We start from the raw sequence: 26,998 nt of genomic DNA on the forward strand, positions 1-26,998 counted from the left end.
ACAGTTCATCCAGCCCCCCTAGACTGCACGCGACAGCACCATGTCGCACACTGCAGAAACGGTCCCATGTCCACCATTTTCGATCGGGTCGACGCCCGCCTGGCGCGCACGCTGACTCCGTCTCGCCGCCTCACGCTGCAACGCCCACGCACCCTTGCGCTCGGTTTTCTCGGCCTGCACGCGGTGTTCCTGTTCGCCTTGCTGCCCACCATCCTGACCGGCGGGGTACTCGGCGACCTTCCGCTGTACCGCACCTGGGCTGAACTGGGCCTGGAGTACGGCGTCTGGCAGGGTATCGATACCGAGTGGGTGTATCCGATCGGCGCCATGCTGCCGATCGCGTTCGCGGGCATCGCCGGTCCGCTGCTTTACCAGCTGCTCTGGTTTCTGATCACCACAACGTTGAATGCCGTCGCGGTCGGTGCGCTCACCGACTGGGGACGCCGCCGCAGCGGCTTCAAATCCGCCTGGTATTGGCTGTTCGCATCGTTTCTGCTGAGCCCGGTCGGGCTGCTCCGACTGGAAGGACTCACGGCACCGCTCGTCATCGTCGCACTCGTGCTGCTCGCGCGCCGACCGGTTGTCGCCGCGGTCGTGCTGACCCTCGCCACCTGGATCAAGGTCTGGCCAGCCGCCGTGTTCCTCGCGGTGGTCACCGTCTCGCCTCGCCGTCGCACGGTGGTACTCACCGGGGCGGCGGTGTCGGCGGGGGTGGCAGCATTCGTATGGCTGGTCGGGGGCCTGCAATTTCTTACCGGTTTCGTCACCGAACAGTCTGACCGTGCCCTGCAACTCGAGGCGCCCATCACTACTGTGTGGGTGTGGCTGGCCACGCTCGGTCAGCCCAGCACGGTCATCTACGAGAATTTCGCCATCGCTACCCGTGAGGTGAGCGGACCCGGCACGAACCTTGTCGCTTCCCTGATGACGCCGGTCATGTTTGGCGCCATCGCGGCGATCTTCGTGCTGATGCTCATTGCCCAGCATCGGCGAGCGGCTGCCGCCCAGCTGCTGCTGCTCGGAGCCCTTGCCCTGGTCGGCGCGTTCATCGTCTTCAACAAAGTCGGTTCACCGCAATACATGTTGTGGCTGGTGCCGGTGGTCGCGGTCGGGGTCGGCCGAAGCTGGGCTGAGTGGCGGGTGCCCGCTGTGCTGACGCTGGCCATCTCCGGCCTGACAACGCTGATCTTTCCCATTTTCTACCTACCGCTCATCGACGGCGACCCCTTCTCCCTGCTGCTGCTGACGGCGCGCAATGCGCTGCTCGTCGTGCTGCTGGGCTGGGCGATCACGGCCCTGGCCCGGATGGCCTGGGCTGCGCCGGAACGGGAAGCCCACATTGGGGCCCGCCGCGCACTCCCAGTCGGCCAAGGCAGAATAGACGAGTGACCACGACGACGACCTTCGCCCTCATCCGCCACGGCCAGACCGATTGGAACGCCGCCGCGCGCATCCAGGGCGCCACCGACATACCGCTCAACGACGTGGGGCGAGGCCAGGCAGCGGATGCCGTTACCCCGCTAAAACGCTACGACTGGGACTTCATCGTCTCGTCGCCGCTTTCGCGTGCGGCCGAAACCGCTGACCTGATCGGCGAAGAGCTCGGCCTCGCCTCTGTCCGACGCATTCCGGGGCTGATCGAGCGCGACTACGGACCAGCCGAGGGCCTCCACGCTGGCGCCGAACTCGACGCCCTGCGTTTTCCCGGCGGATTCCACGGCGCCGAGACCGAGGAGGCCGTCGCCGCGCGCGGCATCGACGCCCTGTGCGAGCTCGCTCGAAATCACCCCGGAGCCCGCATCATCGTCGTCGCGCACGGCACGCTGATTCGATTGAGCCTCGAAAACGCCCTCGACCAGCCCATCGGCAGCATCAATAACGCCTCGATCAACCTCGTGCACCACCACTACGCCCCCGCGAATGGCGAAGCAGCGTGGCAGCTCGACGTGCTCAACGGCGAGGCGCTCGTTCGCGCCTGAGCGGGGCGAACCGTCAACGACCGGTCGACACCGTCACCGTGAACTTGGTGTTGCGGCCAACCTGGCGGGTCGAACCGACGATACGGGTGAGCATCGGACGGTAGCCGAGGTGGGTGTTCCACACGGTCCACAGTTCGCCGCCCGGTGCGAGCACGCGCGCCGCGTCGATGAAGAGTTTCTCAGCGAGGCCCGCATGCACCGACGCTCCAATATGAAACGGCGGGTTGAGCAGAATCAGGTCGGCGGAGTCATCCGCTTGGCCGGATAGTCCATCGGCGCGCACCACAGTGACGCGATTGGCGAGCGCGTTGGCGTCAACGGTTGCGCGAGCGGATGCGACGGCCACGGCTGACTGATCCGTCGCAAGTACCTGCAGCAGCGGGCGCTGGGCAGCCAATGCCGCAGCCAGCACTCCGGTGCCGCAGCCCAGGTCAATGGCACGCTCGGCGTCGGGCTTCATCCGGTCGAGCACCTCGAGCAGCGCACGGGTGCCAATGTCGATACTGGTTCCGGCGAACACGCCACCGTGGCCGCGCACGGTGAGGTCGAAGTCGTCGTGCCGTTCGCTGTGCGGCCAGTCGGTCGTTAGAGCGGCCAGTGGCGAGGAGGCAATGAGAACCCGGGACTTCTGGCGGGCCGGGCGCACGTTGAGGGCGCCGAAGTGGCGGCGCAGCACCTCATTCATACTCACGGTCATGTGCTTAATGCGGCCGCCGGCAAAGACGATCACGTCTGGGGCGGCGTACCTGGCGATGGCACCGGCGATCTCGTCGAGCGCGTCGAGGCTTTTCGGCAGCTGCAGCAGCACGACATGGGCGTCTCTCAGCAGTTCTTCGCCGAGCGGCAGTGAGCGGTAGGCCTCCGTCAGGTTGACGCCGGAGGCGTTACTGTCGAGCGCGTATTCGCCCGAGAGCGCGTCCTGGTACACGCGGATACCGCGGGCGTTGTGCAGGGCTGCGGCACCGAGCGTAAGGGCGCCGTATCGGTCCTCGAGCACGACGACGCCGCCGTCACGGTAGGCGGCGATCGCGCCGGCGGCCTCATCGAGAATGAGCCGGTCGCTCGCGTCGACGGCGAAGAGGTTCTCCGCCTCGATATCGGGGCGACGACGCAGCCGGTCGAAATCAAATTCGTTCACGTTCGGGGCGGCGCCTTTCAACTGCGTGCTCGCTGTGGTGCCGGCGGTAGTGTTCCGCGGCGCGGACTGGTCAAACGCGTCCAATTTAGACATGGTTCCCCCTGAAAGTAGTGCTGGTGCAACCAGTTCGTGCTGTGAAACAGAAACGTGAAGCTTGTTACATATAACTGACTATGGTCTGGGCTGCCGCCAGATGACAATCTGGTTGCTGCGCCTGGTGCGGGTGCCCGCCTTCATCGAAATAACGTCGCCGGCCGAGCCAGCCGCGAAAACGCGGCGGCCCGGTCGGTTCAGTAGTTCGTCGGCGAGCGTCGATTCCAACTCGCGCAGGCGATTTTCGAGCCCGCGCACGTGATCCTCGAGTTCGAGGATACGACGAATGCCTTCCAGACTCACGCCTTCCGAGCCCAGTTCCGCAATTTCACGGAGCTTTGCCACGTCGAGCATGGAGTACCGTCGGCTCTTGCCGGGGGTGCGTTCCGGGCTGACGAGGCCCAGGCGATCGTATTGGCGCAGGGTTTGCGGGTGCATGCCCGCAAGCTCAGCGGCCGTGGAAATCACGAAAACCCGGGTGGTCTCGTCCATAATCAGCCCTTGGCCCGAGCGATCAGTTCATCGCGCGGGTTTTCCTTGGGCAGCGCCTCGGCGAATGCGGCGAGTTTCTCTTCCGCATCCTTCGACAGGTGCGAGGGCACAGCGACCTGCACGATGGCAAGCAGGTCGCCCGTGCCCTTGGCCGTAGTGACGCCACGACCCTTGACCCGCAGCACACGGCCGCCGGGAGTACCGGGGGCAACGCGCAACTTGACCGGGCTGCCGCCGAGGGTGGGTACCTCGATCGTCGCGCCAAGGCTGGCCTCGACGAAAGTGACCGGTACGGTAACCCGTAGGTTGAGGCCGTCGCGTTCAAACACCGGATGCTTGCGCACGGTGATCGTCAGCACGATATCGCCGGTTTCCCCGCCGTCCGGACTCGGCTGCCCCTTGCCACGCAGACGAATCTTTTGCCCGTCGGCGACTCCGGCCGGAACCTTGACCTTGATCGGTCGCCCGTCCTGGGTTTGCAGGCTGATCTGATCGCCCTGCGTGGCGGTGAGGAAGTCAATGGTCGTCGAGGCGATCACATCGCGGCCGCGGGTGGGCGCGCCCGACCCGCGGTAGCCGCCGGTGGGGTTGCCGAATCCGCCCCCGCCTCCGCCACCTCTGCCGAACATACCCCCGAGGATATCGTCGAAACCACCCTGCTCGAAGGTGTAACTCTGCTGACGGCTTCCGCCGCCGAACATGCCTCCGAAAGCATCCTCGAAGCCGCCACTCTGAGCCCGGCCGCCGGGCGCGGCGAACCGCGCCCCGCTGCCCATGGCCCGCACGGCGTCATACTCTTTGCGCTGGGCTGCATCGTTCAGCACCGAGTGCGCCTCGCTCAGTTCCTTAAACTTCGCCTCAGCGGCGGGGTTCCCCGGGTTGGAGTCCGGGTGGTACTTGCGAGCGAGCTTGCGGTACGCCTTCTTCAATTCGGCCGGCGTGACATCTTTCGATACCCCGAGAACCTTATAGAAGTCTTTGTCGAACCAGTCTTGGCTAGCCATCGCTCGGTACCTGGACGACGACCTTGGCCGCGCGCAACAGCGTGGAACCGAGGTAATACCCGGTCTCCGCGACGTCGCCGACGGTTTCGGTGTCGACGGCTGCACTGGGCTGCTGGAAGATCGCCTCGTGCATGGTCGGGTCGAAGGGGTCGCCGACCGCACCGAACGAGGTGAGTCCGAGACGCTCAACGCTCGAACGCAGCTTGGCCGCGATCGTCGCGAAGGCGGAGTCGGGCACGAGGTCGCCGTGCTTCTCTGCCCGGTAGATGTCGTCGAGTACCGGGATCAGTATCTTGACGATATCCCCGGTCACGCGCTCTTTCTCGATGGCACGGTTGGCTTCGGTGCGCCGACGGTAGTTAGCGTACTCGGCCGTCACTCGCTTGAGGTCGGCGAGGTGTTCACTCGTCGGCTCGGCAACTTCGCGTTCTGCCGCGTCCAGAATGTCCTGAACGGTCAGTTCGTCTTCTTCGATCCCGTCGGCCGAGGCCGGAGCCTGGCCGTCAGCAGCGGATGCCGCATCGGGCGCCGCTTCCGAAGGGACGCCCGCGCCGGCCGCGGCGGTGCCGTCATCGGGCACCCCCGCAGCGTCGTTGTCTGGATGTTTCTTGTCAGCCATGGTTGCGGCCTACTTCTTCTTGTCGTCTTCGTCGTCGTCAACAACCTCGGCGTCGACAACGTCTTCATCCTTGTTCTCCTCGGTGGGAGTCTCGTCGGTACCGGCTTCGTCGGCGCCGGCTGCGGCATCCGCCTGGCTGGACTTGTAGATGGCTTCGCCGAGCTTGCCTTGGCTTTCGTTGAGCTTGTCGAACGCGGTCTTCACCGCGTCGTCGTCGTCGCCGGCGAGAGCGGACTTGAGGGCGTCGACATCAGCCTGCACCTCATTCTTCACGTCTTCGGGGAGCTTGTCGACATTGTCCTTGATCAGCTTCTCGATCGAGTAGGCGAGCTGCTCGGCCGTGTTGCGCGTCTCGGCGACTTCGCGCAGGCGCTTGTCTTCGGCGGCGTGCTCTTCACCCTCGCGCACCATGCGCTCGATGTCTTCCTTCGCGAGCGAGGATCCGCCCGTGATGGTCATCGACTGCTCGGTTCCGGTGCCCTTGTCCTTGGCGGACACGTGCACGATGCCGTTGGCGTCAATGTCGAAGGTGACCTCGACCTGTGGGATGCCACGCGGCGCCGGCGCGATGCCGGTGAGCTCGAAGGTGCCGAGGTTCTTGTTGTCGCGGGTGAACTCACGCTCGCCCTGGAAGACCTGGATCGCCACGGACGGCTGGTTGTCGTCGGCCGTGGTGAAGGTTTCGCTGCGCTTGGTGGGGATGGCCGTGTTGCGCTCGATCAGGCGGGTCATGATGCCGCCCTTGGTCTCGATACCGAGGCTCAGCGGGGTGACGTCGATGAGCAGAACGTCCTTGCGCTCGCCCTTCAACACGCCGGCCTGCAGGGCTGCGCCAACGGCGACGACCTCGTCCGGGTTGACGCCCTTGTTCGGGTCCTTGCCGCCGGTCTCGCTCTTGACGAGCTCGTAAACGGCGGGCATACGGGTGGAACCACCGACGAGAACGACGTGGGCGATGTCGCCAACCTTGACGCCGGCTTCACGGATGACGTCCTGGAAAGGCTTCTTGGTGCGGTCGAGCAGGTCTTCGGTCATCTTCTCGAACTGGGCGCGGGTGAGCGTCTCGTCAAGGTTGGCCGGGCCGTTTTCGGTCAGCGAGAGGTAGGGCAGCTGGATGCTCGTCGACATGCTCGAGGAGAGTTCCTTCTTGGCCTGCTCAGCGGCTTCCTTGAGGCGCTGCTTGGCGATCTTGTCCTTGGACACGTCAACGCCGGTGGTCTCCTTGAAGCGCTTGATCAGGTGATCAACGATGCGCTGGTCCCAGTCGTCGCCGCCGAGGCGGTTGTCGCCGGCGGTCGAACGCACTTGGATGGTGGAGAAGTCGTCGTCTTTGCCCACCTCGAGCAGCGACACGTCGAAGGTTCCGCCTCCGAGGTCGAAGACCAGGATGAGCTCGTCTTCCTTGCCCTTGTCGAGGCCGTAGGCCAGCGCGGCGGCGGTGGGCTCGTTGATGATGCGCAGCACGTTGAGTCCGGCGATCTCGCCGGCCTCCTTCGTGGCCTGACGCTCGGCGTCGTTGAAGTACGCGGGTACGGTCACGACGGCGTCGGTGACCTTTTCGCCCAGGTACTGTTCGGCGTCACGCTTGAGCTTGGCAAGAATACGAGCGGAGATCTCCTGCGGGGTGTACTTCTTGTCGTCAATGGCGACGTTCCAGTCGGTGCCCATGTGGCGCTTGACGCTGGAGATGGTGCGGTCGACGTTGGTGACGTTCTGACGCTTGGCGGTTTCTCCGACGAGAACCTCGCCGTCCTTGGTGAACGCGACCACCGAGGGGGTGGTGCGCAAGCCTTCAGCGTTGGCGATGACGGTGGGTTCTCCACCTTCGAGCACGGCCACCACAGAGTTGGTGGTTCCGAGGTCAATACCTACTGCACGAGCCATGTGGGTTGTTCTCCTTCATTCATGTGCGAAACGAACTACTAAGTAATCTCAAGACTTGAGCCTCGATGGCTCAAGTATTCCAGCGCCGTCGCATCCGTGTCAATTTCTGCGGCTGAAAGTTGAGTGTGAGTGACTCAACTTTAAGAAGTGGATGCGGCAACGCGGCGAATCCAGATGTTTACCACCGGGCAGTAGATTGTGGACATGACCGAGACAGTCGCCGTAGACGCGGGAACCGCTCCAACGCGCGGACGGGTGGTGGCCTGGGCGTTCTGGGACTGGGGGTCGGCGGCCTTCAACGCCGTCGTCACGACGTTCGTCTTCAGCGTCTACATCACCGGCTCGTCCTTTGGCGACGAAGACGTCGTCTCCGCGCAATTGGGCTGGGCACTGGCCATTGCCGGACTCCTGGTGGCGGTACTCGCCCCCATCACCGGGCAACGATCTGACACCTCGGGGCGGCGTAAATTCTGGCTGGGTGCCAACACCTTCGTGGTCGTCGGCCTCACCACGGCGATGTTCTTCGTCGAGGCCAGTCCCAGCTATCTGATGCTCGGGCTCGTTTTGCTCGCCGCGGGCAACGTTTTCTTCGAATTCGCGGGCGTCAATTACAACGCGATGCTCAGCCAGGTATCCACTCCCCGCAGCATCGGCAAGGTCAGCGGGTTCGGCTGGGGCATGGGCTACCTCGGCGGGATCGTGCTGCTCCTCATCGTCTACTTCGGCTTCATCGCTCCCGAGGTGGGACTATTTGGCGTGACCAGTGAGAACGGTCTGGCCGTGCGCGTCACCATGCTCGTTGCCGCGGCCTGGTTCGCGCTCTTCGCGCTGCCGGTGCTGCTGCAGGTGCCCGAATATCGGGCCCCCGCGGCCATGCGCCGCGAGAAGATCGGCTTCCTGCAGAGCTATGTCGTTCTCGCCCGCGACGTCAAGCGCCTCTGGAGCACCAGCCGTCCGACCGTCTACTTCCTGTTGGCGAGTGCCGTTTTTCGTGACGGGCTGGCCGGCGTCTTCACTTTCGGTGGAGTGCTCGCGGCATCCGTTTTCGGATTCTCGCCGGGCGAGGTGATCATTTTCGCTATCGCCGCCAATGTGGTCGCCGGCATCGCCACCATGGCGGTCGGGGTGCTCGATGACCGTCTTGGTGCGAAACCGGTGATCGTGACCGCACTCGTCGGCCTGTTAGTGAGCGGGATGCTCGTGTTTCTGCTGCACGACGGCGGGCAGATCGTGTTCTGGACGGCAGGACTGGCCCTGTGCCTGTTCGTCGGCCCCGCCCAATCGGCCAGTCGCACCTTTTTGGCGCGTCTCATTCCCCCCGGCCGCGAGGGCGAAGTCTTCGGGCTCTATGCGACGACCGGTCGCGCCGTCAGCTTTCTGGCCCCGACTGCCTTCGCGGTCTTCGTGTCGATCTTCGGCGCCACCTACTGGGGCATTCTCGGCATCATGCTCGTGCTGCTCCTAGGCCTGCTGCTGCTCATTCCCGTCTCGGCCAGACAGCAGCAGATCGCGTAGCCTGTGGAGCGCAACACAACATGACTTCGTACCGACAACAGCTTTTGAAGGAAGACACTGTGCTTCGTATTGGCCTCCTTGGTGCGTCAGGTATAGCCCCGGCAGCAATCATCCACCCGGCCGAGCGCCGAACCGACGTCACCGTTATGGCCGTGGCGTCACGCCGCCCGTCGGCGGCCGCCGACTATGCCTCCGTCCACAAAATCGAGCGTTTTTACGGCGACTACCGCGCCTTATTGGCCGACCCTGACATCGATCTCGTGTACAACGCTCTGCCCCCCTCCGAACACGCCGAATGGTCGATCGCGGCACTCGAAGCCGGCAAGGACGTGCTGTGCGAAAAGCCGTTCGCCATGAATGCCGCACAGGCCGAGCGTATGCTCGAATCGGCGCAGGCTACCGGCCACCGCCTGATCGAGGCCTTCCACGATCGCTACCATCCGCTAAGCCTCGAAATCGATGCCCTGATCGCGTCAGGCCGGCTCGGTGACATCGTGGCGCTGCGCGCAGATTTCTCGGTCAGCAACCCGTTCGAACCCCGCGGTATCCGCCACGTACCCGCCCTCGGCGGCGGGGCGCTGATGGACCTTGGCTGTTATCCCCTGCACTGGGTGCGCAGCTTGATGAACGAGGAACCCGCCATCATGAGTGCAATCGCAACGACGAACCCACTCGGCGCCGACATGAGCATTGAGGCAGAGCTGCGCTTCCCGTCCGGCACCACAGCCCACGTCTCGGCAAGCATGGAAGCCGGCCCGAACGAGACGTCAACACTTGACATCGTCGGTACTCGCGGCACCGCACACGTGGATAATCTCGTCTTCCCCTCGGCTGGCCACAGCATCAGTGAAACCGTCGATGGCATAACCCGGGTCAGCACCGTGGCCGGTCTCACCACCTACGACCACCAGCTGGATGCGATCGTCACCGCCCTGGCCCAGCACACTCCGATGCCCACAGAGGGTGCCGACTCGATCAACAACATGATCGTCATCGATGCCATCTATGCCGCGGCCGGCATCGACCGGCAGTTCAACTGAGTCGTCCCGGCCCGGTACACGCAGGTCCTGCAGCCGGGTCGGGATTTCGACGACAGATAGAATCTGTTTATGGCCGTCACCGATGAAGCGATTCTCAAGATCAAAGACATGATCTTGAGCGGTGAGATCAAACCCCGCGACAAACTCCCCCCGGAGAAAGAGTTGAGTGAGCGGCTCGGCCTTTCCCGCAGCTCACTGCGGGAGGCGGTCAAGGCGCTCGAAGTCATTCGTGTGCTCGACGTGCGGCGCGGTGACGGCACCTACGTCACCAGCCTGGAACCACGCCTCCTTCTTGAAGCGATGACGTTCATCACAGACCTGCATACCGATTCGTCCGTGCTGGAACTATTCGCAGTGCGGCGCATCCTGGAACCGGCCGCAGCAGCACTCGCCGCAGTGCGCATGAGCGCAGACGAGTTGGCCACACTGCGCGCCCTGCTCGAGCTGGTGAACGAGTCAACCGACGTCGAGGGGTTGGTGACGGCGGACATCCAATTTCACGGAGCCATCGCCGCGGCCTCCGGAAATGCCTACCTGGCCAGCCTGATCGATTCTCTCTCGAGCCACACGATGCGCGCCCGGATCTGGCGTGGCCTCACCCAGGAGCACTCCGTCGAACGCACGCTTGCCGAACACGAAGCGATTGCCGACGCCCTTGAAGGCCACGATGCAGAGCTCGCACACGCCCTGACCATCGTGCATATCTCCGGTATCGAACAGTGGCTGCGTGACGCGCTGGTCGCGGCCTGACCGAACCTAGACCCGCGCGGCTCCGCGGGCGACGGCCGCCTCGAACTCAGCACTCGAGCGGTCGCTCACGTCGTGCTGCAGCACGGCCAGAATAACGGCCGGTGCCGCGGTGAAGTAGCGCACCCCCACCTCGGCGAGCGCCACGATGGCGTCCGGGGTGCGCAGGCTCGCGGCGAGGACGTCGGTGGCGGTGTCGGCCACCATGGTGGTCATAGTAGCTATTTCGGCGACGCCGTCGAGGCCGCTGTCCTGCATTCGGCCGAGATAGGGAGCGATGTAGCGCACGCCCAGACTCGCCGCCATGAGGGCCTGGCTCGGCGAGTGGACAGCCGTGAGCAGAACCGTCGCCCCTTCCCCGTTCAGTGCGACGGCCGCAGCGAACCCGGCGCGCGTCGCCGGAACCTTGACGACGACTTTCGGCCCGAGCGCCAGGATGCCCTCAGCATTGCGCAGAAGCGCCCGGGTATTCTCCCCCCAGGCTTGGAAGAACACTTCCTGCGCGCCTTCGGCCACCCAGCGCGCGTAGAGTTCGGGCGAATCCGCGGCACTGCGCTGGGCTCGTTCGAGAATCGTGGGGTTCGTGGTCACACCGTGCACCAGCCCGTCACGAAGCAATTCACTGACATCGGCTACCTGGGCGCTGTCAACATAAAAACGATGATCTCGACTCATCGAGGCTCTCTCCTTCGATCCGCCGATAAGCTCCGGCACTCGACACTAGCAACCAGGAAATAGGGCCCTGTCGCCACCTGTCCGGTAATGTACTTACACGTCACATGGCGCACGCACCAGGAAAGGCACCAATGAGCCAGACAGAGTCGTCGGCACCCCGCACCGACGGAATCCTGATCGTGGGAAGTACCACGGCAGATCTCACGACCTTCTCCCAACGCCTCCCGTCCCCGGGCGAGACCATTTTGGGCGATGACTTCACGCTGGTGCTCGGCGGCAAGGGTGCCAACCAGGCGATCGCAGCCGCTCTCGCCGGCGGCTCGGCCTATATGGTCTCCTGCGTCGGCACCGATCTGTTCGCACCGATGCTCACGGATGGCCTGCAGCAGGCCGGAGTCAATATCGAACATGTCGCCCAGGTTCCGGGCCCAAGCGGAATCGCCCATATCCGCGTCGATGACTCCGGTGAGAATGACATCGTCATGGTTCCCCTGGCCAATGCCGCACTAAGCGCGGCGCAGATCGACGCCGCCTTTCTGGCCCGCGCCTCGTCGTCAAAGGTGCTCCTGACCCAGCTCGAAATCCCCTGGGCACTCACCCAGCATGCGATCCGCAGGGCACACGAGTGCGGGCTCATCGTGATCCTCGACCCGGCCCCCGCGACCCCGCTCGACGAAGCGATCTGGCCCCTGGTTGACATCGTCACGCCAAACGAGACGGAAGCCAGCCGACTCACCGGCATCGTCGTGAGCGACGCTGACTCCGCCACGGCCGCCGGCAGATGGTTTACCGCGCGGGGAGCGGGCCACGCGTTGATCACCATGGCGTCGGCCGGCGCCATCCTGGTCTCAGAAACCGCGATCCAACATTTTCCCGCCATTCCGGTGGTAGCCGTCGACACGACAGCAGCCGGCGATGCCTTCGCCGGCTACCTCGGCGCGGCACTCGCGCGCGGCGATGATTTAGCGGATGCCATCAGCCAGGCGATGGCCGCCGGCGCGCTCACCGTCACCCAGCGCGGCGCATCGCCGAGCCTGCCGCAGCGCGCCGCCGTGGAGGCGCTGCTCGACGTGCATGCCGGTGTGGCGCACTGACTTCGGATGGTCTCATGCCGACCCACAGAGAGTGACACGATGAACAAGCAACCGTCCCCGCTCGACTCCGTCGGGCCAGCCCGCAGCACCCATACGCCCCCAGATATCGACCGGCTCGCCGCGACACCCATGTACCACCAACTGAAGCGTCGAATCATCGACGACATCGCCAGCCAGGGGTTGCGAGCGGGCGATCTGCTCCCTGGCGAACACCGATTGTGTGAGAAATTCAATGTCTCCCGGACAGTAGTGCGGCAGGCGCTCTCCCAGTTGGAGAATCAGGGGATCATCGAACGGGTCAAAGGCAAAGGCACGTTCGTAGCGCACCAGAAGGTGCCGGAAAGCCTCGTGCACACGCTGACCGGGCTGTACGAAGAAGTAGCCGCCCGCGGCGGGCACGTTCACAGCGAGGTTCGTCGGCAGGAGGTGATCCTGGCCGAAGACGATGTTGCAGAGTCCCTCGATGTCCCTCTGCAGTCGCCGGTCATCGTGATCGAGCGGCTCCGCTACGTCGATGACGAACCCTGGTCGTGGACGACGACGTACCTGCCGCACGACATCGGATTGCTGGTCCTGCACGAAGATCTGCGGGACAAGTCGCTGTATGCGCTGCTGGCTACCCACGGAATCCGCGCAGTGCGTGGAGTCCGGTCTGCCGAAGCGGTATCCGCGAATCGGGCACAGGGAGCACTGCTCAAGGTCGGTTCCGGCCAGGCTTTGCTGATACTGCGCAGCATCAGCTACGACGAGCAGGAACAGCCAATGGAATACTTCATTGCGTATCATCGCGGAGACCGCAGTCGCTTCGAGTTCCAGTTGAGCGCCTCGTCCGCCACCCAGAGCACGGCTGCGCTGCGCCATACTGGCACCGCCAGTCAAACGGCACCATAGCGAAAGAATTTTGCCTGTAATTACAGGTCACCTGTAATTACAGGTACTCTGGACCTGCAGCACCGCCGCTGCCCCGAGCCAGGAGACGACGTGTCTGATTACTCCGTACTGCCCGTTCCGCCCATGTCTATCCGCTTCGACCAAGCGGCCGGCACTCTGAGCCCCGCAGGTCCGGCACTTACTCGACGCATGTCCGACCTCGAAGGGCTGTTCCTCGATCAGAATGCGTGGCGGACCGCCGTCACCGACGGCGACCCGATCGTTTATTCCGTCGTGTCGAGCCTGGTACCGGAAGCCGATCGCGAGCTCCCGCAATCGGTCACGACCATCCAGCCGGGCTCTACCGGTGGGGAATTCTGGATGACCAAGGGCCACCAGCATCCCAACCACCAGGGTGAAATCTATCTCGGAATTTCGGGGCGCGGGGGGCTGCTCATGTTCGACGGGACTGATACCCGCTGGGTGGACATGACCCCTGGCACCATCGGTTACATCCCACCGGGCTGGGCGCACCGCAGCGTCAACGTCGGCAGTAAACCGTATTCGTTCCTCGCCGTCTACCCCGGCGGCGCCGGCCATGACTATGGCTGGGTGTTGGAATACGGCCTGGGCCAGCGAGTATGGCGTCAGGAAGACGGCGTGGCCTTCGTCGACTACTTCGCGGAGGCCTCGTCATGATCATCTCCCACGACCTCGGCACCACCGGAAACAAGGCATCCCTGCACCGCGACGACGGACGACTCGTCGCCTCGGTGACCGCCAACTACGGCGCATTCTTCGCCGACGGCGGTATCGCGGAGCAAAACCCAGATGACTGGTGGAACGCGGTGGTGGAAGCCACCCGCGGGCTCCTGACCCGATCCGGCGTTGACCCCTCCCAAGTGACCGGGCTCGTCGTTAGCGGCCAGATGATGGGTGCGGTGCTGTTGGATTCCGACTACCTGCCAGTGCGTCCCGCACTCATCTGGGCAGACACGCGCAGCACAAAACAGGCGCAACATTTGGAAAGCATCATCGGCCAGGACCGTGCGTACTCCCTGCTCGGACATCGGCTCAACCCCACCTACTCGCTGGAAAAAATCATGTGGGTGCGCGACAACGAACCCGACCAGTTTTCTCGCGTTCGCCACTTCTGCCTGGCCAAAGACTTCGTCGTGCACCGGCTCACCGGTCGCCTCGTCACCGATCGGTCCGACGCATCCGCCACGAACGCCTATGACCAGCAACGCGGCGAGTGGTCGTCCGAAATGCTCGCGGCTGCAGGTCTGGGCGCGCACCTCTTTCCTGAGATCCTCGACGCCACTGCCGTAGTGGGCACCTTGACTGACGATTCGGCGAGCGCGATCGGGCTGCCCCGAACGACCCGGGTTGTGCTCGGCGGCGGCGACGGCCCCATCGCCGCGGTCGGGGCAGGCATTGTCACCCCCGAAGACGGCGCCTACGTGTGTTTGGGCACCTCGTCGTGGATTTCCTTCACGAGCACGGCCCCCGTGCACGACCGGCTGCAGCGCACAATGACCTTCGATCACGTGATTCCCCATCATTACGTGCCCACCGCAACGATGCAGGCCGGTGGCGGCGCAATGGCCTGGGTGTCGGAACTGCTCGACCCGGCGCCCACGGGCGCGAGCCTCGCGGCCCTCGTCGCGGAAGCATCGACCGCATCAGCCGCATCAAGCGGTCTCTATTTTCTGCCATACCTGCTCGGTGAGCGTTCGCCGTACTGGAATCCGGATGCTGCGGGAGCGTTCATCGGAATAAACCGTCATCATGGGCGTGCCGAAATGACCCGGGCGGTGCTTGAAGGCGTAGCTTTCAACCTGCTCACCTGCGTGCAGGCCTTCCGGGAGGCCGGCGTGTCCATTGAACGCGTTGACGCGATCGGCGGCGGAGCGGCCAGCGACGTCTGGCTGCAGATCCTCGCGGATGTCTGGGGAATTCCCGTACGGCGCCGCACCATCGTCGAAGAGGCAAACAGCCTCGGTGCCGCAGTCACCGCGGCCGTCGGCCTCGGACTGGTCGATGATTTCAGTGCCGCGCGCGGTCTCTCCGAGGTGTCAGCAGAATTCATCCCCGACCACGGCCGTCACAGCGATTATCTCGACCGCCACGTCGTTTTCGTCGACGGCTATGAGCGCCTGGAACCGTGGTTCGCGACTCGGGCCGGCCGCTGATGGGCACCGTTCTAGTCACCAGTCGGTCCTTTTCCTCCGGCAGTATCGATGAGGTGGGCCGACTCGCCGACGCCGGGCACACCGTCGTCACAGCTTCGCCGAGCCACGATATCGCCGAACTGCGCGCGCTCCTGCCCGACGCGATCGGGTGGATCGCCGGGACGGGTGTGATCACCCGGCAACACCTCGACGCGGCGCCGCACCTGCGGGTGATTGCCCGCTACGGCGTCGGCGTGGAATCCGTGGATATTGCCGCGGCCGCCGAGCAGGGAATCGTCGTGACCAACACTCCCGGCGCCAACAGCGATGCGGTCGCCGATCACGCGGTCGGGCTGATGCTCGCCATCCTGCGCGGCACCACGGCGGGAGACCGTCGCGTTCGCGCCAACGACTGGTCCATGCTGCGCGGGCGCGAACTCGGAGCCCTCTCCGTCGGAATCATCGGTTTCGGCCGGATCGGGCAGGGCGTCGCTCGGCGCCTCCAGGGCTTCGGCTCCCGCATTCTGGCGCACGACCCGTGGCTCGGCGATGACGCCGTCTTTAAGGCAGGGGCTGTCCCGCAGGGAATCCTCGCCATGGCGTCGGAATGCGATCTGGTCACCCTGCACAGCCCTGGCGGCGCCAGTATCATCACCAACGAGTGGCTCGCCCGCACCCGGCCCGGGATCGTCATCGTGAACACCGCCCGCCCGGAGCTCATCGATGAACCCGCTCTCGCCCAGGCATTGCGCGCGCAGTCCGTCGGCGGATTCGCCGCCGACACCCTCGCCGGCGATGCCCGCGGCCTGTCGTCCCCGCTGCTGGCAGCCGACCTAGCGGACCGGGTGATCGTGACCCCGCATATCGGCGCGCAAACCGTGCAGGCAGTCGACAACATGGGTTCGATGGCCGTCAACAACCTGCTCGCCGTTCTCGCGGGTGACCCCCCGGCCAATCCCGTCTCAACGAAAGCGTGACCATGACGAATTCCCTGACCCGACTCCAGAACACTCGCGTGCTGGCTGTTGTGCGCGCCCCCTCCGCCGCGAGCGCACTGCGAGCAGCGGATGCCCTGGTGTCGGGCGGTATCACCGGGCTCGAGATCACCTATTCAACGCCCGACGCACCAGCCGTCATCCGCGAGCTGTCCACACGCTACGGCGACGATATCTATCTAGGCGCGGGAACCGTGACGACGAGCGGTGAAGCGATGCGTGCGGCAGCGGCAGGGGCGCAGTTTCTGGTCAGCCCCGGCACGCGGCGAGCACTCACCGCTGCGATGAAGGCCACCGGGCTGCTCGTCATCACCGGCGCACTCACCCCGAGTGAACTGATGGCTGCGGTGGAATACGGCACCGACGTTGTCAAGATCTTTCCCGCCTCCCTGGGCGGGCCAGCTTTTCTCAAGTCGCTTCGCGGTCCGTTTCCCAATGTTCCGCTCATGCCCACCGGCGGTGTCACGCCGGACAATATCGGTGCCTGGTTCGATGCGGGTGCGATCGCTGTCGGCGCCGGTGGCGATCTGGTCTCCGCGGTCGATCTGGCGACCGAGAATTATGGCAACATCGAACGTCTGGCGGCCCGGTTCATCTCTGCCGGCGTGCACCTGCACACGACGGAGGTCGGGGCATGAACGGCTATATGGGCTTCGTCGGTGTGAGCACCGCGCAGTCGTCGATCATGTCAATCTTTCCGGTGTGGGCCCAGATCCTCGACCTGCCCACCCGAACCCTGATCGGCCATGACCTCCCCGTTGGAGCGACGGCGCAGCAGTATGTGCAGCTTGTCGAACAGATTCGCGACGACCCGAATCATCTGGGCGCCCTCGTCACCACCCACAAGATGGGCCTGTATTCGGCAACCCACGACCTGTTCGACGAACTCGACGAGTTCAGCATTCTCTGCGGAGAGCTGTCGAGCATCTCCAAACGTGGAAGGCGACTGATCGGCCACGCCAAAGACCCGTTGACCGCGGGGCTGGCGGCTCGCGAATTCCTGCCTGACGATCACTTCGCGCGCACCGCCGGCCAGGTCGTCTGCCTGGGCGCCGGCGGCGCCGGCGCCGCACTTACCTGGTATCTGGCCGAGCGAACAGACGTCCCCGAGTTGATCGTCGTGACTGACACCGCTCAGAGCCGACTCGAGCACCTCAGGGGTGTGCATGAGCGCCGCGGAACACCCGCTGGCCTCATCCGCTACGTTCTGGTGGACGACGACCAGGTCACCCGCGACGTAGTCGCTTCCGCTCCGGCGCACAGCCTGATCGTCAATGCGAGCGGCCTGGGCAAGGACCGCCCAGGAAGCCCCGTGCCCTCTGAAACACCGTTTCCGTCAGCCGCCTACGTGTGGGAATTCAATTACCGCGGCACCCTGGAGTTTCTCGCGCAGGCACGTGCGCAAGCGGATGCAGCGCAATTGACGATCGTTGACGGCTGGCATTATTTCATCCACGGCTGGTCGCAGGTCATCGCCGAGGTCTTCGACATCGAACTCACCGAAGATCTGGTTACTGCGCTGTCCGAGGCGGCGTTGATCGTGCGATGAACCTGATTCGCAGTGTGCTCGGCGATGTAGACCCGTCCGGGCTCGGCCGGGTCAACTATCATGAGCACCTGTTTCAGGTCAGCCCTTTGCTCGTCGGTGATGAGCTGCGCGATGAATCGGCATCAACAACCGAAGCTCAGCTTCTGCGCACGAGCGGGTTCGACGCCATGATTGACGCGACCCCGCTGGGGCTCGGCCGCGACCCGGAAGCGGTGGCTAGAATCAGCCAGTCCACCGGGCTGACCGTGATCGCCACCACCGGCGCGCACCGCGACGCGCACTATTCTCCCGATCACTGGCTGCGCCGGTTGGATGCCCGTCGTCGCGCCGACCTGTTCCTCACCGACCTGCGTGAAGGCATGCCTCGCCTCGACCATCACCATCACCAGGCACGGGCGCAGACGCCGGCCGGCGACCCCGTACGTGCCGGTGTGCTGAAGGCGGGCATCGACTACTGGTCGATCTCTGCCTTTGAACGCGAGACTCTCGTGGCCGTTGCCCTCGCCCACGCAGCGACCGGCGCTCCGATCATGGTGCACCTAGAATACTGCACGGCGGCCCACGAAGTGCTTGACCTTCTCCTGACGCTCGGCGTTCAGCCGAGCGGGGTGGTGTTGGCTCACGCCGATCGCGATCCAAACCCGGCCTTGCACCTGGAACTCGTGGCGAGGGGGGCCTGGCTCGGCTACGACGGCGTCGCCCGGCCGCGCACCCGAAGCGATGCCGAATTGCTCGACCTCACCGAAGCCGTCATCGCCGGCGGGGGCCTGCAACACATTCTCATCGGCGGCGATGTGGCGAGGCGCAGCCGATACATTGCCTATGGCGGAATGCCGGGACTGGCCTATCTCGGCACCCGCTACCTGCCGGCGCTGCGCGCCAGAATCGGTCAGGGGCCAGTAGACACGATCCTGCGTGAAAACGCGGCACGGTTTCTCACCTGGACACCAGGTCAATCCGGCCGTCTTCTGCCCTCGCAACCAGACGAGCCGAGCGTCGGCCGGGATCAGTAAAGTGGAGACGCTCCACGAAAGGACCTCCATGGCCACGATTTACGACGTCGCCGCGCTTGCCGGAGTCTCCCCGGCGACCGTGTCCCGGGTCTTCAACGGCATCACGGTCTCGGCCGAACGCAGCGATCGGGTTCGTGCGGCGGCCGAGCAGCTGTCCTTCACGCCCAACCGGACCGCCCGCACGCTGCGCAAGCAATCGTCCGAGGTCATCGCCCTGATCATTCCGGACATTGAAAACCCGTTTTTCACGGCGTTGGCGCGCGGCGTCGAAGACGTGGCCCAGGCATCCGGGTACTCGGTGGTGCTGTGCAATACCGACGAGGACGCCGAGAAGGAAGCACGCTATCTCGACGTCGTCGTGTCGGAGAATATGGCGGGCATCATCCTTGCCGCGGCGAGTGACCTCGTGGATTTGACCGACCTGACCCGGCGCGGACGACCGGTCGTCGCCGTTGACCGCAGCCTGCCCGATGTGGATACCGTGACCGTCGATAATGTCGCCGGCGGACGCGATGCCACTCGGGCTCTGGTCGAACAGGGCTTCCGACGGATTGCCTGCATCACCGGACCGCGCGGGCGCACCACCGCCGAAGGCCGCGCCGACGGTTGGCGAGAGGTGCTGATGACCACTTCCGCGGTGCACGCAGATTTAGATCGCTACCTGCGCCATGCCGATTTTCGGGTCGAGGGTGGTCACGCGGCGATGGTCGATCTGCTGAATCTTCCGGAACCCCCGGATGCCGTGTTTGTCGCCAATAACCTTATGGCGGTCGGCGCCCTCCGAGCGCTGATCGAGCACGACCTCACCCCCCCGCTCGTCGGCATGGCCAGTTTTGGCGATTTGCCGTTCGCGACGCTGTCGCCGCGTGGCGTCACCGTGATCCGGCTTCCGGCACGCCTGCTCGGTGAAGCAGCCGCCCAACTGCTGATCGAGCGCCTGCATGGCGACGACCGACCTCGTCAAGCGATCAGGCTCGGCAACTCGGCCTGAATCTGGCACCGCTCCTGGGCCGCAGGGCGCGGCGCATCCTTGACCCTGAAATCGATTTCATTTAGGCTGAGCGCATGAGTACTGACGCGATTATCGGAGTAGATATTGGCACGTCAAGCAGTAAGGGCGTGCTCGTCGCCCTCGACGGAACCGTTCTGAGTTCAGCCAGCCGCACGCACGACCCCACACGACCCCGAGAGGGTTGGGTCGAGATGGACGCAGAGCTGTGGTGGAGCGAATTCGTAGCCATCTCCCGCGAACTGGCCGAAGCTGCCACGGCCGCTGACGCGGTGATCGTAGCGGTGGGAGTCAGCGGCATGGGCCCGTGCGTGCTGGTCACCGATGCGGCCGGCTTCCCCCTGCGCCCCGCCATCCTCTACGGCGTTGACACCAGGGCTACCCGGCAAATCGTGGATCTCACGCTCGCACTGGGCGGCGATGACGTGATCATGGCCCGCAGCGGCTCCGCGCTCTCCACCCAGGCGGTCGGGCCGAAATTGGCCTGGCTCGCCGACAACGAACCCGAGATCTTCGCCCGCGCCCGCCGCCTGTTCATGCCGAGTTCCTGGCTGGCCTGGCACCTGACCGGGGCGTACCTGCTTGACCACCACTCCGCCAGCCAGTGCACGCCGCTCTACGATGCCGGTTCGCACTCCTGGTACGAACCGTGGGCGGTGCCCATCATTGGCCCTATCGAACTTCCCGCACTCTGCTGGCCCGGCGACGTGGCTGGCCAGGTCACCGCTGCCGCTGCCGCCGAAACGGGATTGCCAGCTGGCATTCCCGTGATCGCCGGCACGATCGACGCTTGGTCGGAGGCGGTAAGCGTCGGCGCGCAACGTGCCGGAGACCTCATGCTCATGTACGGGACCACAATGTTCCTGGTCAACACGGTACCCGAACCGATCACGGCCGTCGGGCTGTGGGGAACAGTGGGCGCATTTCCCGGCACGCACAACCTCGCGGGCGGAATGGCGACCTCCGGTGCGATCACCGGCTGGCTGCGCGACCTGCTCGGCGCCGGTGATTTTCCAGAGCTCATCGCGCTGGCCGCAGCGTCTGGTCCCGGCGCGCGCGGGTTACTCATGCTGCCCTACTTCGCCGGAGAACGCACACCGATTCAAGATCCACAGGCACGCGGCGTCATCGCCGGCCTCACCGTCTCGCATTCCGCCGGCGATCTGTATCGCGCGGCCCTGGAAGCAACCGCGTTCGGCGTGCGGCACAACATAGAGGCCATGCGGGACGCCGGTGGGTCGATCGAGCGCATCGTGGCGGTCGGGGGCGGCGCCCAGGGAAACCTGTGGACACAGATCGTCAGCGACGTCACCGGACTACCGCAGGTGATCCCCAGTGTGCTGATCGGAGCCAGCTATGGCGCCGCATTCCTCGCCGCACTGGCCGTCACGACAGTCGACATCGACACCTGGAATCCGCCGGCCGAAGTGCGCAGACCGAATCCGACCCTGGCGGGCGAGTACAACGAGTTGTACTCGCTGTACCGCCAGCTGTATCCGGCTACCCGCGATATTTCCCATGCTCTCGCCGCTCGGGCCGGCCGACTTAATAACTCCGCGACTGCCGCAACCCAGACCAGTACGTCCCCTTCCAGCACCAGCGATCAGAAAGCGAATCCCGCATGACCAGCTACCTCCTGCCCACACCACTCGTTCGGGCGTCGGCGCCGGAACGAACAATTTTCACCGTCGCTAACGGAGATCTCCGCCAGGCCGCGAACCTCAAATGCTGGCCAACACAGGAACAGCTCGAAGCAGACTTCAGTTCAGCGGTGAATCGGATCGGTTGGTCGGTGCAGCGCGCTCACTCCGCCGATACGGCAAGCGGCCATGGATTCATAGACAGCCAACGCATGGGTATCGAGGTCTTCAAGACCATCCCGAGCGATGCCCCAATCGTGGTGGTCGAGGCAGTCTGGCAATACAGCCACCACGTACTCGCCGGTTTGCGAGCGCATCGTGGACCAATTCTCGTCGTGGCCAACTGGGCCGGCGATTTCCCCGGCCTGGTCGGCCTGCTCAATCTCACGGCGAGCCTCACCAAGGCCGGTATCGCGTACTCTTCGCTGTGGAGTGCCGACTTCACCGACGAATGGGCCGTCGCGCAATTGCGCACCTGGCTCCAAACTGGCCGCATCGTTCCCGACGAAAGCCACGTGCGTGACCTTCCCGTGCTGGATGCAGCCCAGCCCGAAGTTGTTCTCGGGGTGGCGCTGGCGCACCAGTTGCAGCAGGAGCAAGCCATCATCGGGATCTTCGATGAAGGCTGCATGGGCATGTACAATGCGATCATTGACGACGAGCTGCTCAACCCGCTCGGAATCTACAAGGAACGCCTCTCGCAGAGCGCCCTATTCGCCGAAATGGCGCGCGTGACCGACGCGGAGGCCGAGACGGTCAAGACTTGGCTGGACGACGCCGGATTTACGTTCCACTTCGGCCAGGACGACGCTGCCGAACTGACCCCCGACCAGGTGCACAGCCAGTTCAAAATGTACATCGCTGCGCTGCGCATCTCGGATGACTACGGACTTGATGCGGTCGGAATCCAATATCAGCAGGGACTCAAGGACCTCGTTCCCGCAAGCGACCTCGCCGAGGGTCTGCTCAATAACGTCGAACGTCCTCCCGTCTTCTCGCGGGATGGCAGCCGGGAGCTTTATGCCGGCCTCGCGCTGCCCCACTTCAACGAGGTGGATGAGGGCGTCGCCGTCGATGCTCTGATCACCAACCGGGTCTGGACTGCGATGGGTCTCGACCCGGCGAATACCCTGCACGATGTGCGCTGGGGTGAAGAATACGACGGTGAGTTCGTCTGGGTCTTCGAGATCTCCGGTTCCGTTCCGGCCTCCCACAACGGCGGCTATGACAAGAGCTACAGCATGCGTCAGCCCCCGATGTTCTTCCCCCTCGGCGGCGGAACACTCAGTGGAATTTCCAGGCCCGGTGAAATTGTCTGGTCACGGGTGTTCATCATGGACGGCGTGCTCCACGTTGACCTGGGTCGGGGGCACGTCGCGGATCTGCCAGCCGCGGAGACCCAGCGCCGCCTCGACGCAACCGATCCGCAGTGGCCGATCATGAACGCCGTCTTGCACGGCGTCACTCGCAACCAGCTGATGGGTCGGCACAAGGCTAACCACGCGCAGGTCGTCTATGCGCCGGATGCCGACACCGCCGACCGCGCGCTGGTCGCTAAGGCCGCCTTGTTCCAGGAGCTCGGAGTTCTCGTACACCTGTGCGGTGACGTGATCGCCTAGCAGCCCGCGCCACACAAGGAAGCCCCCACCCGATCGGGTGGGGGCTTCCTTGTATCTATCGTGATGCGGCCGGGCCGTTACGGCCCGGCCGCGGGGTCACTTGTAGAGAACTGCTGCTATTTCCGAGTCTTCCATGTTGGTCTTGTCGAACCAGAAGTAACCGGTGTCAATGACCTTTTCCGGAGTCTTCCCGTTAATGGCGTCGAAGGCGGCCTGAACCGTTGCTTCGCCGATTCCGATGGGGTTCTGCGTGATCGCGCCAGCCATCAGGCCGTTCGTGATCGCATCGATTTGCGCCTGGCCGGAGTCAAATCCGATCACGGTCAGTTCGCCCGCGTCCAGTCCGAGCTCGCCGACGGCGTTGACGATGCCGATGGCAGAGCCCTCGTTGGTGCCGTAAAGACCCTTCAGGTCGGGATGCGCCGCGATCATGGCCTTGGCGATATCTGCCGACTTGAGGTGGTCGCCGTCGCCGTACTGGATGTCGACGATCGTGATGTCGGGGTATTCGGCTTCAATCTGATCGACGAACCCGTCGCGACGTTCAACTCCGGTGGAGTTGATCTGGCTGTGGCCGACAATGGCTACTTCACCTTTTCCACCGATCAGCTCAGCCATGTGGTCGGCAGCAAGCGCACCGGCGCCGAGGCTATCGGTTTTAGCGATACTCAGTGGGTAGTCACTGTTGCAGCCAGCGTCGAACTGCACGACGGGAATCGATGCTGTCTTCGCCGCGTCCATGAGAGAGACGCAGGCTTCCGGGTCAAGTGCTGCATAGCCGATCGCGTCCGGCTTCTTGTCAATGGCGGCCTGCAGCATCTGCAGCTGGCTGTCGACCTCGGTTTCGGAAGCCGGTCCGTCGAAGGTGACGGTCACACCGAGCTCCTCGGCCTTGCTTTCCGCTCCACTCTTTACGGCCTGCCAGAACTGGTGCTGGAAGCCTTTGGAGACCAGGGCGATATACGGCTTGTCACTGTCGGCAGCAGCGTCACCGGCGTCTGAGCCGCCAGCCGAACAACCGGCCAGGGCGAGCGAGATCGCAGCCGCAGCGGCTAGAAAGACAACTTTCTTTTTCATCGATTAACTCCATTGTTTGTTCGGCGGACAACTTCGTAGTTGTCACGTAATGCTAGCGAAATTAGTGCTTGGAATACCGCTCAAGTACAGGCAGGTACAAGATCGTTACATTGGCGCAATCACGCGGATGCAACCGATTTCAAAAATCAGTCCCGCGAACGCGTCAGCGCTAGGACGCGTCCCGACGTTGCCGCAGGGCATCAGTAAATACGGCGATCAGAATTACGACGCCGATGACCACGTTCTGCCATTCGGTTTGGATCGACATGATCCGCAGCCCGTTGATCAGCACGCTCATGATGAGGGCACCGATCAGGGTACCGAGGATCGATCCTCGACCGCCCAACAGCGACGTTCCGCCGATGATGACGGCAGCGATGGCCTGCAGCTCATAGCCGGTGCCCAACTGCGGCTGGGCTGAGTCCAGTCGGGCGCCGATGACGACGCCGGCGACACCGGTGAACAGGCCAGCGACCGTGTAGATCACAATTTTCCACTTGCGGGTATCGACGCCCGACAACCGAGTTGCTTCTTCATTGCTGCCGATGGCAAAGGTGTAGCGCCCGAGCAAGGTCTTACTCAGCAGCACATAGGCCAGCAGTGCGAGCACGAACAAGATCAACACTGCGTTCGGCAGGCCAGGGATGACGGACCCGAGCGCGATGTTCTTGAACCCGACGACGCCGCTGAAATAGATCGGGCGCACTCCGGAGATGACAAGCGCGAGTCCCTGCGCGATAAGCATCATCGCAAGGGTGGCGATGAACGGCGGAAGTCTCAGAATGGCGATGTTGAAGCCATTTACAAAACCCATCAGTCCACCGGTGAGGATTCCACCGATCACTCCGACGATGAGCGGGAGCTCGAGATTGACCAGGAAGATTCCGGTCATGACCGCCGCGAGCGTCATACCGGTGCCGATCGACAGGTCGATCCCGCCCGTGATGATCACGAAGGTCGTACCGAGGGCGAGGATTCCGATTACGGCCGTCGAGAGCAGGATGCCGGAGATGTTGCTCCAGGTAAAGAAGTTGCTGCTCGCGAACGAGAAGAAGACCAGCAAAACGACGAGCGTTGCAAACGCGAGCGATTGCTGGATCTGGGTGCGCAAAAAGCTTTTGGCCGAACGACGTGGTTCCGGGGCCCCTCCCCCAACGCGTGTCTGGTCAGTTACGGGGGTAGCGTTCATGGCCGTCACAACTCTCTCTCGTCACCCATGCGGGTGGCGTAATCCATTATTTTTGCCTGATCGGCATCTTCGTTGTCGAGAATTCCGGTGATACGGCCATTCGCCATCACTACGATGCGGTGCGACAAACGCAGCACTTCCGGCAATTCGGAGGAGATCATGATGATCGATTTACCGGCGGCCACGAGATCGTTCAGGAGCTTGTAAATCTCCTCCTTGGCGCCGACATCGATGCCTCTGGTCGGCTCGTCGAAGATCAGAATGTCGCAGTCCCGCGCAAGCCATTTGGCAATGACGACCTTTTGCTGGTTACCCCCTGAGAGGTTCTTGGTCGTCGCCGAAATCGAAGGGGTCTTGATTCGCAGAGAAGCGACGTATTCGCGTGACTTCTGTTTGCCCTTCATGGTGTGCACGAAGCCGAGGGCATCCGTGTAGTCGCGCAGAGAGGCCAGCAAAACGTTGGTGTTCACGTCTTGCTCGAGCAGGAGACCGTAGGCTTTGCGGTCCTCGGAGAGATAGCCAATTCCGTGCGCAACCGCATCTGAGGGCTGCCTGATCTTGACCTGCTTGCCGTTGATGTGCACGCGCCCGCCCTCCGAGAGGTCGGCACCGATAATGGCCCTGGCCACCTCCGTGCGCCCCGCACCCATCATGCCGGCGAAACCGAGAATCTCGCCACGCTTGAGTTCGAAGGAGATGTCTTTCAGCAGCTGGCGGGTATTTAGACCCTCCACCTTAAGCACCACCTCGTCGCTCGAATGCTCGCGCGCCTTCGGCCGCGCACCCTCTTCGATATGGCGACCGACCATCATCTCAATGATCGTCGGAATATCCAGTTGCTCTTTTTGCAAGGTTCCGATGTATTCACCATCCCGCAGCACAGTGACGCGATCGGTGATCCGACGTAATTCGTCCATGCGGTGCGAGATATAGATGATGCCGGTGCCCGAGCGCTTCAGTGCTTCGATCAGCGTGAACAGCGTTTCGGTCTCCACATCAGTCAGTGCCGATGTGGGCTCGTCCATAATGAGCACCTTGGCGTCGAAAGACAAAGCCTTGGCGATCTCCACCATCTGCTGCTTCGCGACTGTGAGCGTTTCCACGAGAGCCTTGGGGTCCAGGTTGATGCCGAGGCGCTTGAGCAACTCGTCCGCTTTGCGGTTGAGCGCCCGCTCACGCAAAAACAATCCGTCCCGCGGCTCACGTCCAATAAAGATGTTTTGCGCAATTGTGAGGTGCGCCATCAGGTTCATCTCCTGATGAATGATGCTGACACCAAGCGCCTGGGCGGTCTTTGGGCTGTCAATGTTCACCTCCACCCCGTCGAGGAAGATGCTGCCCTCGTCCTTTGTGTAGATCCCGGACAAGATTTTCATCAGGCTGGACTTGCCGGCACCGTTCTCTCCGACGAGCGCGAGGACCTCCCCACGATCGAGTTCAAACTGAACGTCTTTGAGCGCCTGAACGCCCGGAAAGCTTTTGCTGATTCCGGTGACTCTCAACAACTGGTTTGACATACATCACCTACTTCATCGGAGGACGGACCTGGACCATGAGCAACTCGATCATGACAGATATTGCGT

The 26,998-nt window shown here is 63.7% G+C and carries 25 protein-coding genes; 16 read left to right on the forward strand and 9 right to left on the reverse strand.

Going from position 1 to position 26,998, the window contains the following annotated elements; all coding sequences use genetic code 11:
• The first annotated feature begins 66 nt into the window (after nucleotides 1-66).
• Both CXY70_RS07195 and CXY70_RS07200 read left to right on the forward strand, forming a co-directional pair.
• Nucleotides 67-1,389: a glycosyltransferase 87 family protein gene (locus tag CXY70_RS07195; protein ID WP_104191708.1), complete on the forward strand. Its 1,323-nt coding sequence runs from the start codon at nucleotides 67-69 to the stop codon at nucleotides 1,387-1,389.
• The gene (locus CXY70_RS07200; protein ID WP_104191709.1) at nucleotides 1,386-1,979 is read left to right on the forward strand and encodes a histidine phosphatase family protein; all 594 of its coding nucleotides are present in this window, start codon (nucleotides 1,386-1,388) and stop codon (nucleotides 1,977-1,979) included. The genes CXY70_RS07195 and CXY70_RS07200 overlap by 4 nt, the downstream gene beginning before the upstream one ends.
• Before the next feature lie 13 nt (nucleotides 1,980-1,992).
• Here CXY70_RS07200 and CXY70_RS07205 read toward each other — a convergent pair whose 3' ends face one another.
• The 5 genes from CXY70_RS07205 to dnaK all read right to left on the reverse strand — a co-directional run bounded on the left by CXY70_RS07205 (nucleotide 1,993) and on the right by dnaK (nucleotide 7,209).
• Nucleotides 1,993-3,117, reverse strand: coding sequence for a class I SAM-dependent methyltransferase (locus CXY70_RS07205; protein WP_233205818.1), 1,125 nt, complete (start codon nucleotides 3,115-3,117; stop codon nucleotides 1,993-1,995).
• Nucleotides 3,118-3,288: 171 nt separating this feature from the next.
• On the reverse strand, nucleotides 3,289-3,702 hold the full coding sequence (locus tag CXY70_RS07210) for a heat shock protein transcriptional repressor HspR (RefSeq protein WP_104191711.1): 414 nt from the start codon (nucleotides 3,700-3,702) through the stop codon (nucleotides 3,289-3,291).
• Between the two features lie 2 nt (nucleotides 3,703-3,704).
• Nucleotides 3,705-4,706, reverse strand: a complete 1,002-nt coding sequence (locus CXY70_RS07215; RefSeq protein WP_104191712.1) for a DnaJ C-terminal domain-containing protein — start codon at nucleotides 4,704-4,706, stop codon at nucleotides 3,705-3,707.
• The gene (locus tag CXY70_RS07220) at nucleotides 4,699-5,325 is read right to left on the reverse strand and encodes a nucleotide exchange factor GrpE (protein WP_104191713.1); all 627 of its coding nucleotides are present in this window, start codon (nucleotides 5,323-5,325) and stop codon (nucleotides 4,699-4,701) included. The genes CXY70_RS07215 and CXY70_RS07220 overlap by 8 nt, the downstream gene beginning before the upstream one ends.
• A gap of 9 nt (nucleotides 5,326-5,334) precedes the next feature.
• Nucleotides 5,335-7,209, reverse strand: a complete 1,875-nt coding sequence (gene dnaK / locus CXY70_RS07225) for a molecular chaperone DnaK (protein WP_104191714.1) — start codon at nucleotides 7,207-7,209, stop codon at nucleotides 5,335-5,337.
• Between the two features lie 204 nt (nucleotides 7,210-7,413).
• Here dnaK and CXY70_RS07230 point away from each other — a divergent pair, with 204 nt between their 5' ends.
• From CXY70_RS07230 to CXY70_RS07240, 3 genes are all read left to right on the forward strand, one after another.
• The gene (locus CXY70_RS07230) at nucleotides 7,414-8,724 is read left to right on the forward strand and encodes an MFS transporter (protein ID WP_104191715.1); all 1,311 of its coding nucleotides are present in this window, start codon (nucleotides 7,414-7,416) and stop codon (nucleotides 8,722-8,724) included.
• 20 nt (nucleotides 8,725-8,744) lie between these two features.
• Nucleotides 8,745-9,764 (forward strand): Gfo/Idh/MocA family protein, encoded by a 1,020-nt coding sequence (locus CXY70_RS07235; RefSeq protein WP_233205809.1) that lies wholly within the window; start codon nucleotides 8,745-8,747, stop codon nucleotides 9,762-9,764.
• A 69-nt stretch (nucleotides 9,765-9,833) separates the two neighbouring features.
• Nucleotides 9,834-10,514: a FadR/GntR family transcriptional regulator gene (locus CXY70_RS07240; RefSeq protein WP_104191717.1), complete on the forward strand. Its 681-nt coding sequence runs from the start codon at nucleotides 9,834-9,836 to the stop codon at nucleotides 10,512-10,514.
• Between the two features lie 6 nt (nucleotides 10,515-10,520).
• Here the strand turns inward: CXY70_RS07240 and CXY70_RS07245 are convergent, their stop codons facing one another.
• On the reverse strand, nucleotides 10,521-11,186 hold the full coding sequence (locus tag CXY70_RS07245; RefSeq protein WP_104191718.1) for a transaldolase family protein: 666 nt from the start codon (nucleotides 11,184-11,186) through the stop codon (nucleotides 10,521-10,523).
• A 131-nt stretch (nucleotides 11,187-11,317) separates the two neighbouring features.
• Between CXY70_RS07245 and CXY70_RS07250 the strand changes: the two genes are divergently transcribed.
• From CXY70_RS07250 to CXY70_RS07300, 11 genes are all read left to right on the forward strand, one after another.
• Nucleotides 11,318-12,280, forward strand: a complete 963-nt coding sequence (locus CXY70_RS07250) for a ribokinase (RefSeq protein WP_104191719.1) — start codon at nucleotides 11,318-11,320, stop codon at nucleotides 12,278-12,280.
• A gap of 39 nt (nucleotides 12,281-12,319) precedes the next feature.
• On the forward strand, nucleotides 12,320-13,171 hold the full coding sequence (locus CXY70_RS07255; RefSeq protein ID WP_104191720.1) for a GntR family transcriptional regulator: 852 nt from the start codon (nucleotides 12,320-12,322) through the stop codon (nucleotides 13,169-13,171).
• A gap of 90 nt (nucleotides 13,172-13,261) precedes the next feature.
• A complete protein-coding gene (locus CXY70_RS07260) occupies nucleotides 13,262-13,849 on the forward strand; it encodes a glucose-6-phosphate isomerase family protein (RefSeq protein WP_233205810.1) in 588 nt (195 codons plus the stop codon).
• Nucleotides 13,846-15,345, forward strand: a complete 1,500-nt coding sequence (xylB, locus tag CXY70_RS07265; RefSeq protein ID WP_104191722.1) for a xylulokinase — start codon at nucleotides 13,846-13,848, stop codon at nucleotides 15,343-15,345. The genes CXY70_RS07260 and xylB overlap by 4 nt, the downstream gene beginning before the upstream one ends.
• Nucleotides 15,318-16,301, forward strand: coding sequence for an NAD(P)-dependent oxidoreductase (locus tag CXY70_RS07270; RefSeq protein WP_104191723.1), 984 nt, complete (start codon nucleotides 15,318-15,320; stop codon nucleotides 16,299-16,301). The genes xylB and CXY70_RS07270 overlap by 28 nt, the downstream gene beginning before the upstream one ends.
• Before the next feature lie 2 nt (nucleotides 16,302-16,303).
• Nucleotides 16,304-16,957, forward strand: a complete 654-nt coding sequence (locus CXY70_RS07275; protein ID WP_104191724.1) for a bifunctional 4-hydroxy-2-oxoglutarate aldolase/2-dehydro-3-deoxy-phosphogluconate aldolase — start codon at nucleotides 16,304-16,306, stop codon at nucleotides 16,955-16,957.
• Nucleotides 16,954-17,868 (forward strand): shikimate dehydrogenase, encoded by a 915-nt coding sequence (locus tag CXY70_RS07280; RefSeq protein WP_104191725.1) that lies wholly within the window; start codon nucleotides 16,954-16,956, stop codon nucleotides 17,866-17,868. The genes CXY70_RS07275 and CXY70_RS07280 overlap by 4 nt, the downstream gene beginning before the upstream one ends.
• Nucleotides 17,865-18,881 (forward strand): phosphotriesterase, encoded by a 1,017-nt coding sequence (locus tag CXY70_RS07285; protein ID WP_104191726.1) that lies wholly within the window; start codon nucleotides 17,865-17,867, stop codon nucleotides 18,879-18,881. The genes CXY70_RS07280 and CXY70_RS07285 overlap by 4 nt, the downstream gene beginning before the upstream one ends.
• Nucleotides 18,882-18,909: 28 nt before the next feature.
• Nucleotides 18,910-19,872, forward strand: a complete 963-nt coding sequence (locus CXY70_RS07290; protein WP_104191727.1) for a LacI family DNA-binding transcriptional regulator — start codon at nucleotides 18,910-18,912, stop codon at nucleotides 19,870-19,872.
• Between the two features lie 74 nt (nucleotides 19,873-19,946).
• Nucleotides 19,947-21,515 carry an FGGY-family carbohydrate kinase gene (locus CXY70_RS07295; RefSeq protein ID WP_104191728.1) on the forward strand — a complete coding sequence of 523 codons (1,569 nt, stop codon included), beginning with the start codon at nucleotides 19,947-19,949 and terminating at the stop codon, nucleotides 21,513-21,515.
• Entirely contained in the window at nucleotides 21,512-23,149 is a 1,638-nt protein-coding gene (locus CXY70_RS07300; protein WP_104191729.1) for a fucose isomerase, read from the forward strand. Before CXY70_RS07295 ends, CXY70_RS07300 begins: the two co-directional genes overlap by 4 nt.
• 96 nt (nucleotides 23,150-23,245) lie before the next feature.
• On the opposite strand, the gene CXY70_RS07305 is transcribed toward CXY70_RS07300, so the two are convergent.
• From CXY70_RS07305 to CXY70_RS07315, 3 genes are all read right to left on the reverse strand, one after another.
• Nucleotides 23,246-24,226: an ABC transporter substrate-binding protein gene (locus tag CXY70_RS07305; protein WP_104191730.1), complete on the reverse strand. Its 981-nt coding sequence runs from the start codon at nucleotides 24,224-24,226 to the stop codon at nucleotides 23,246-23,248.
• A 169-nt stretch (nucleotides 24,227-24,395) separates the two neighbouring features.
• Entirely contained in the window at nucleotides 24,396-25,415 is a 1,020-nt protein-coding gene (locus CXY70_RS07310; protein ID WP_174844560.1) for an ABC transporter permease, read from the reverse strand.
• 5 nt (nucleotides 25,416-25,420) lie between these two features.
• The gene (locus CXY70_RS07315) at nucleotides 25,421-26,932 is read right to left on the reverse strand and encodes a sugar ABC transporter ATP-binding protein (RefSeq protein ID WP_104191732.1); all 1,512 of its coding nucleotides are present in this window, start codon (nucleotides 26,930-26,932) and stop codon (nucleotides 25,421-25,423) included.
• Nucleotides 26,933-26,998 lie beyond the last annotated feature (66 nt).

The sequence above is a fragment of the Cryobacterium sp. Y82 genome (assembly GCF_002929495.1).
GTDB classification, from domain to species: Bacteria; Actinomycetota; Actinomycetes; order Actinomycetales; family Microbacteriaceae; genus Cryobacterium; species Cryobacterium serini.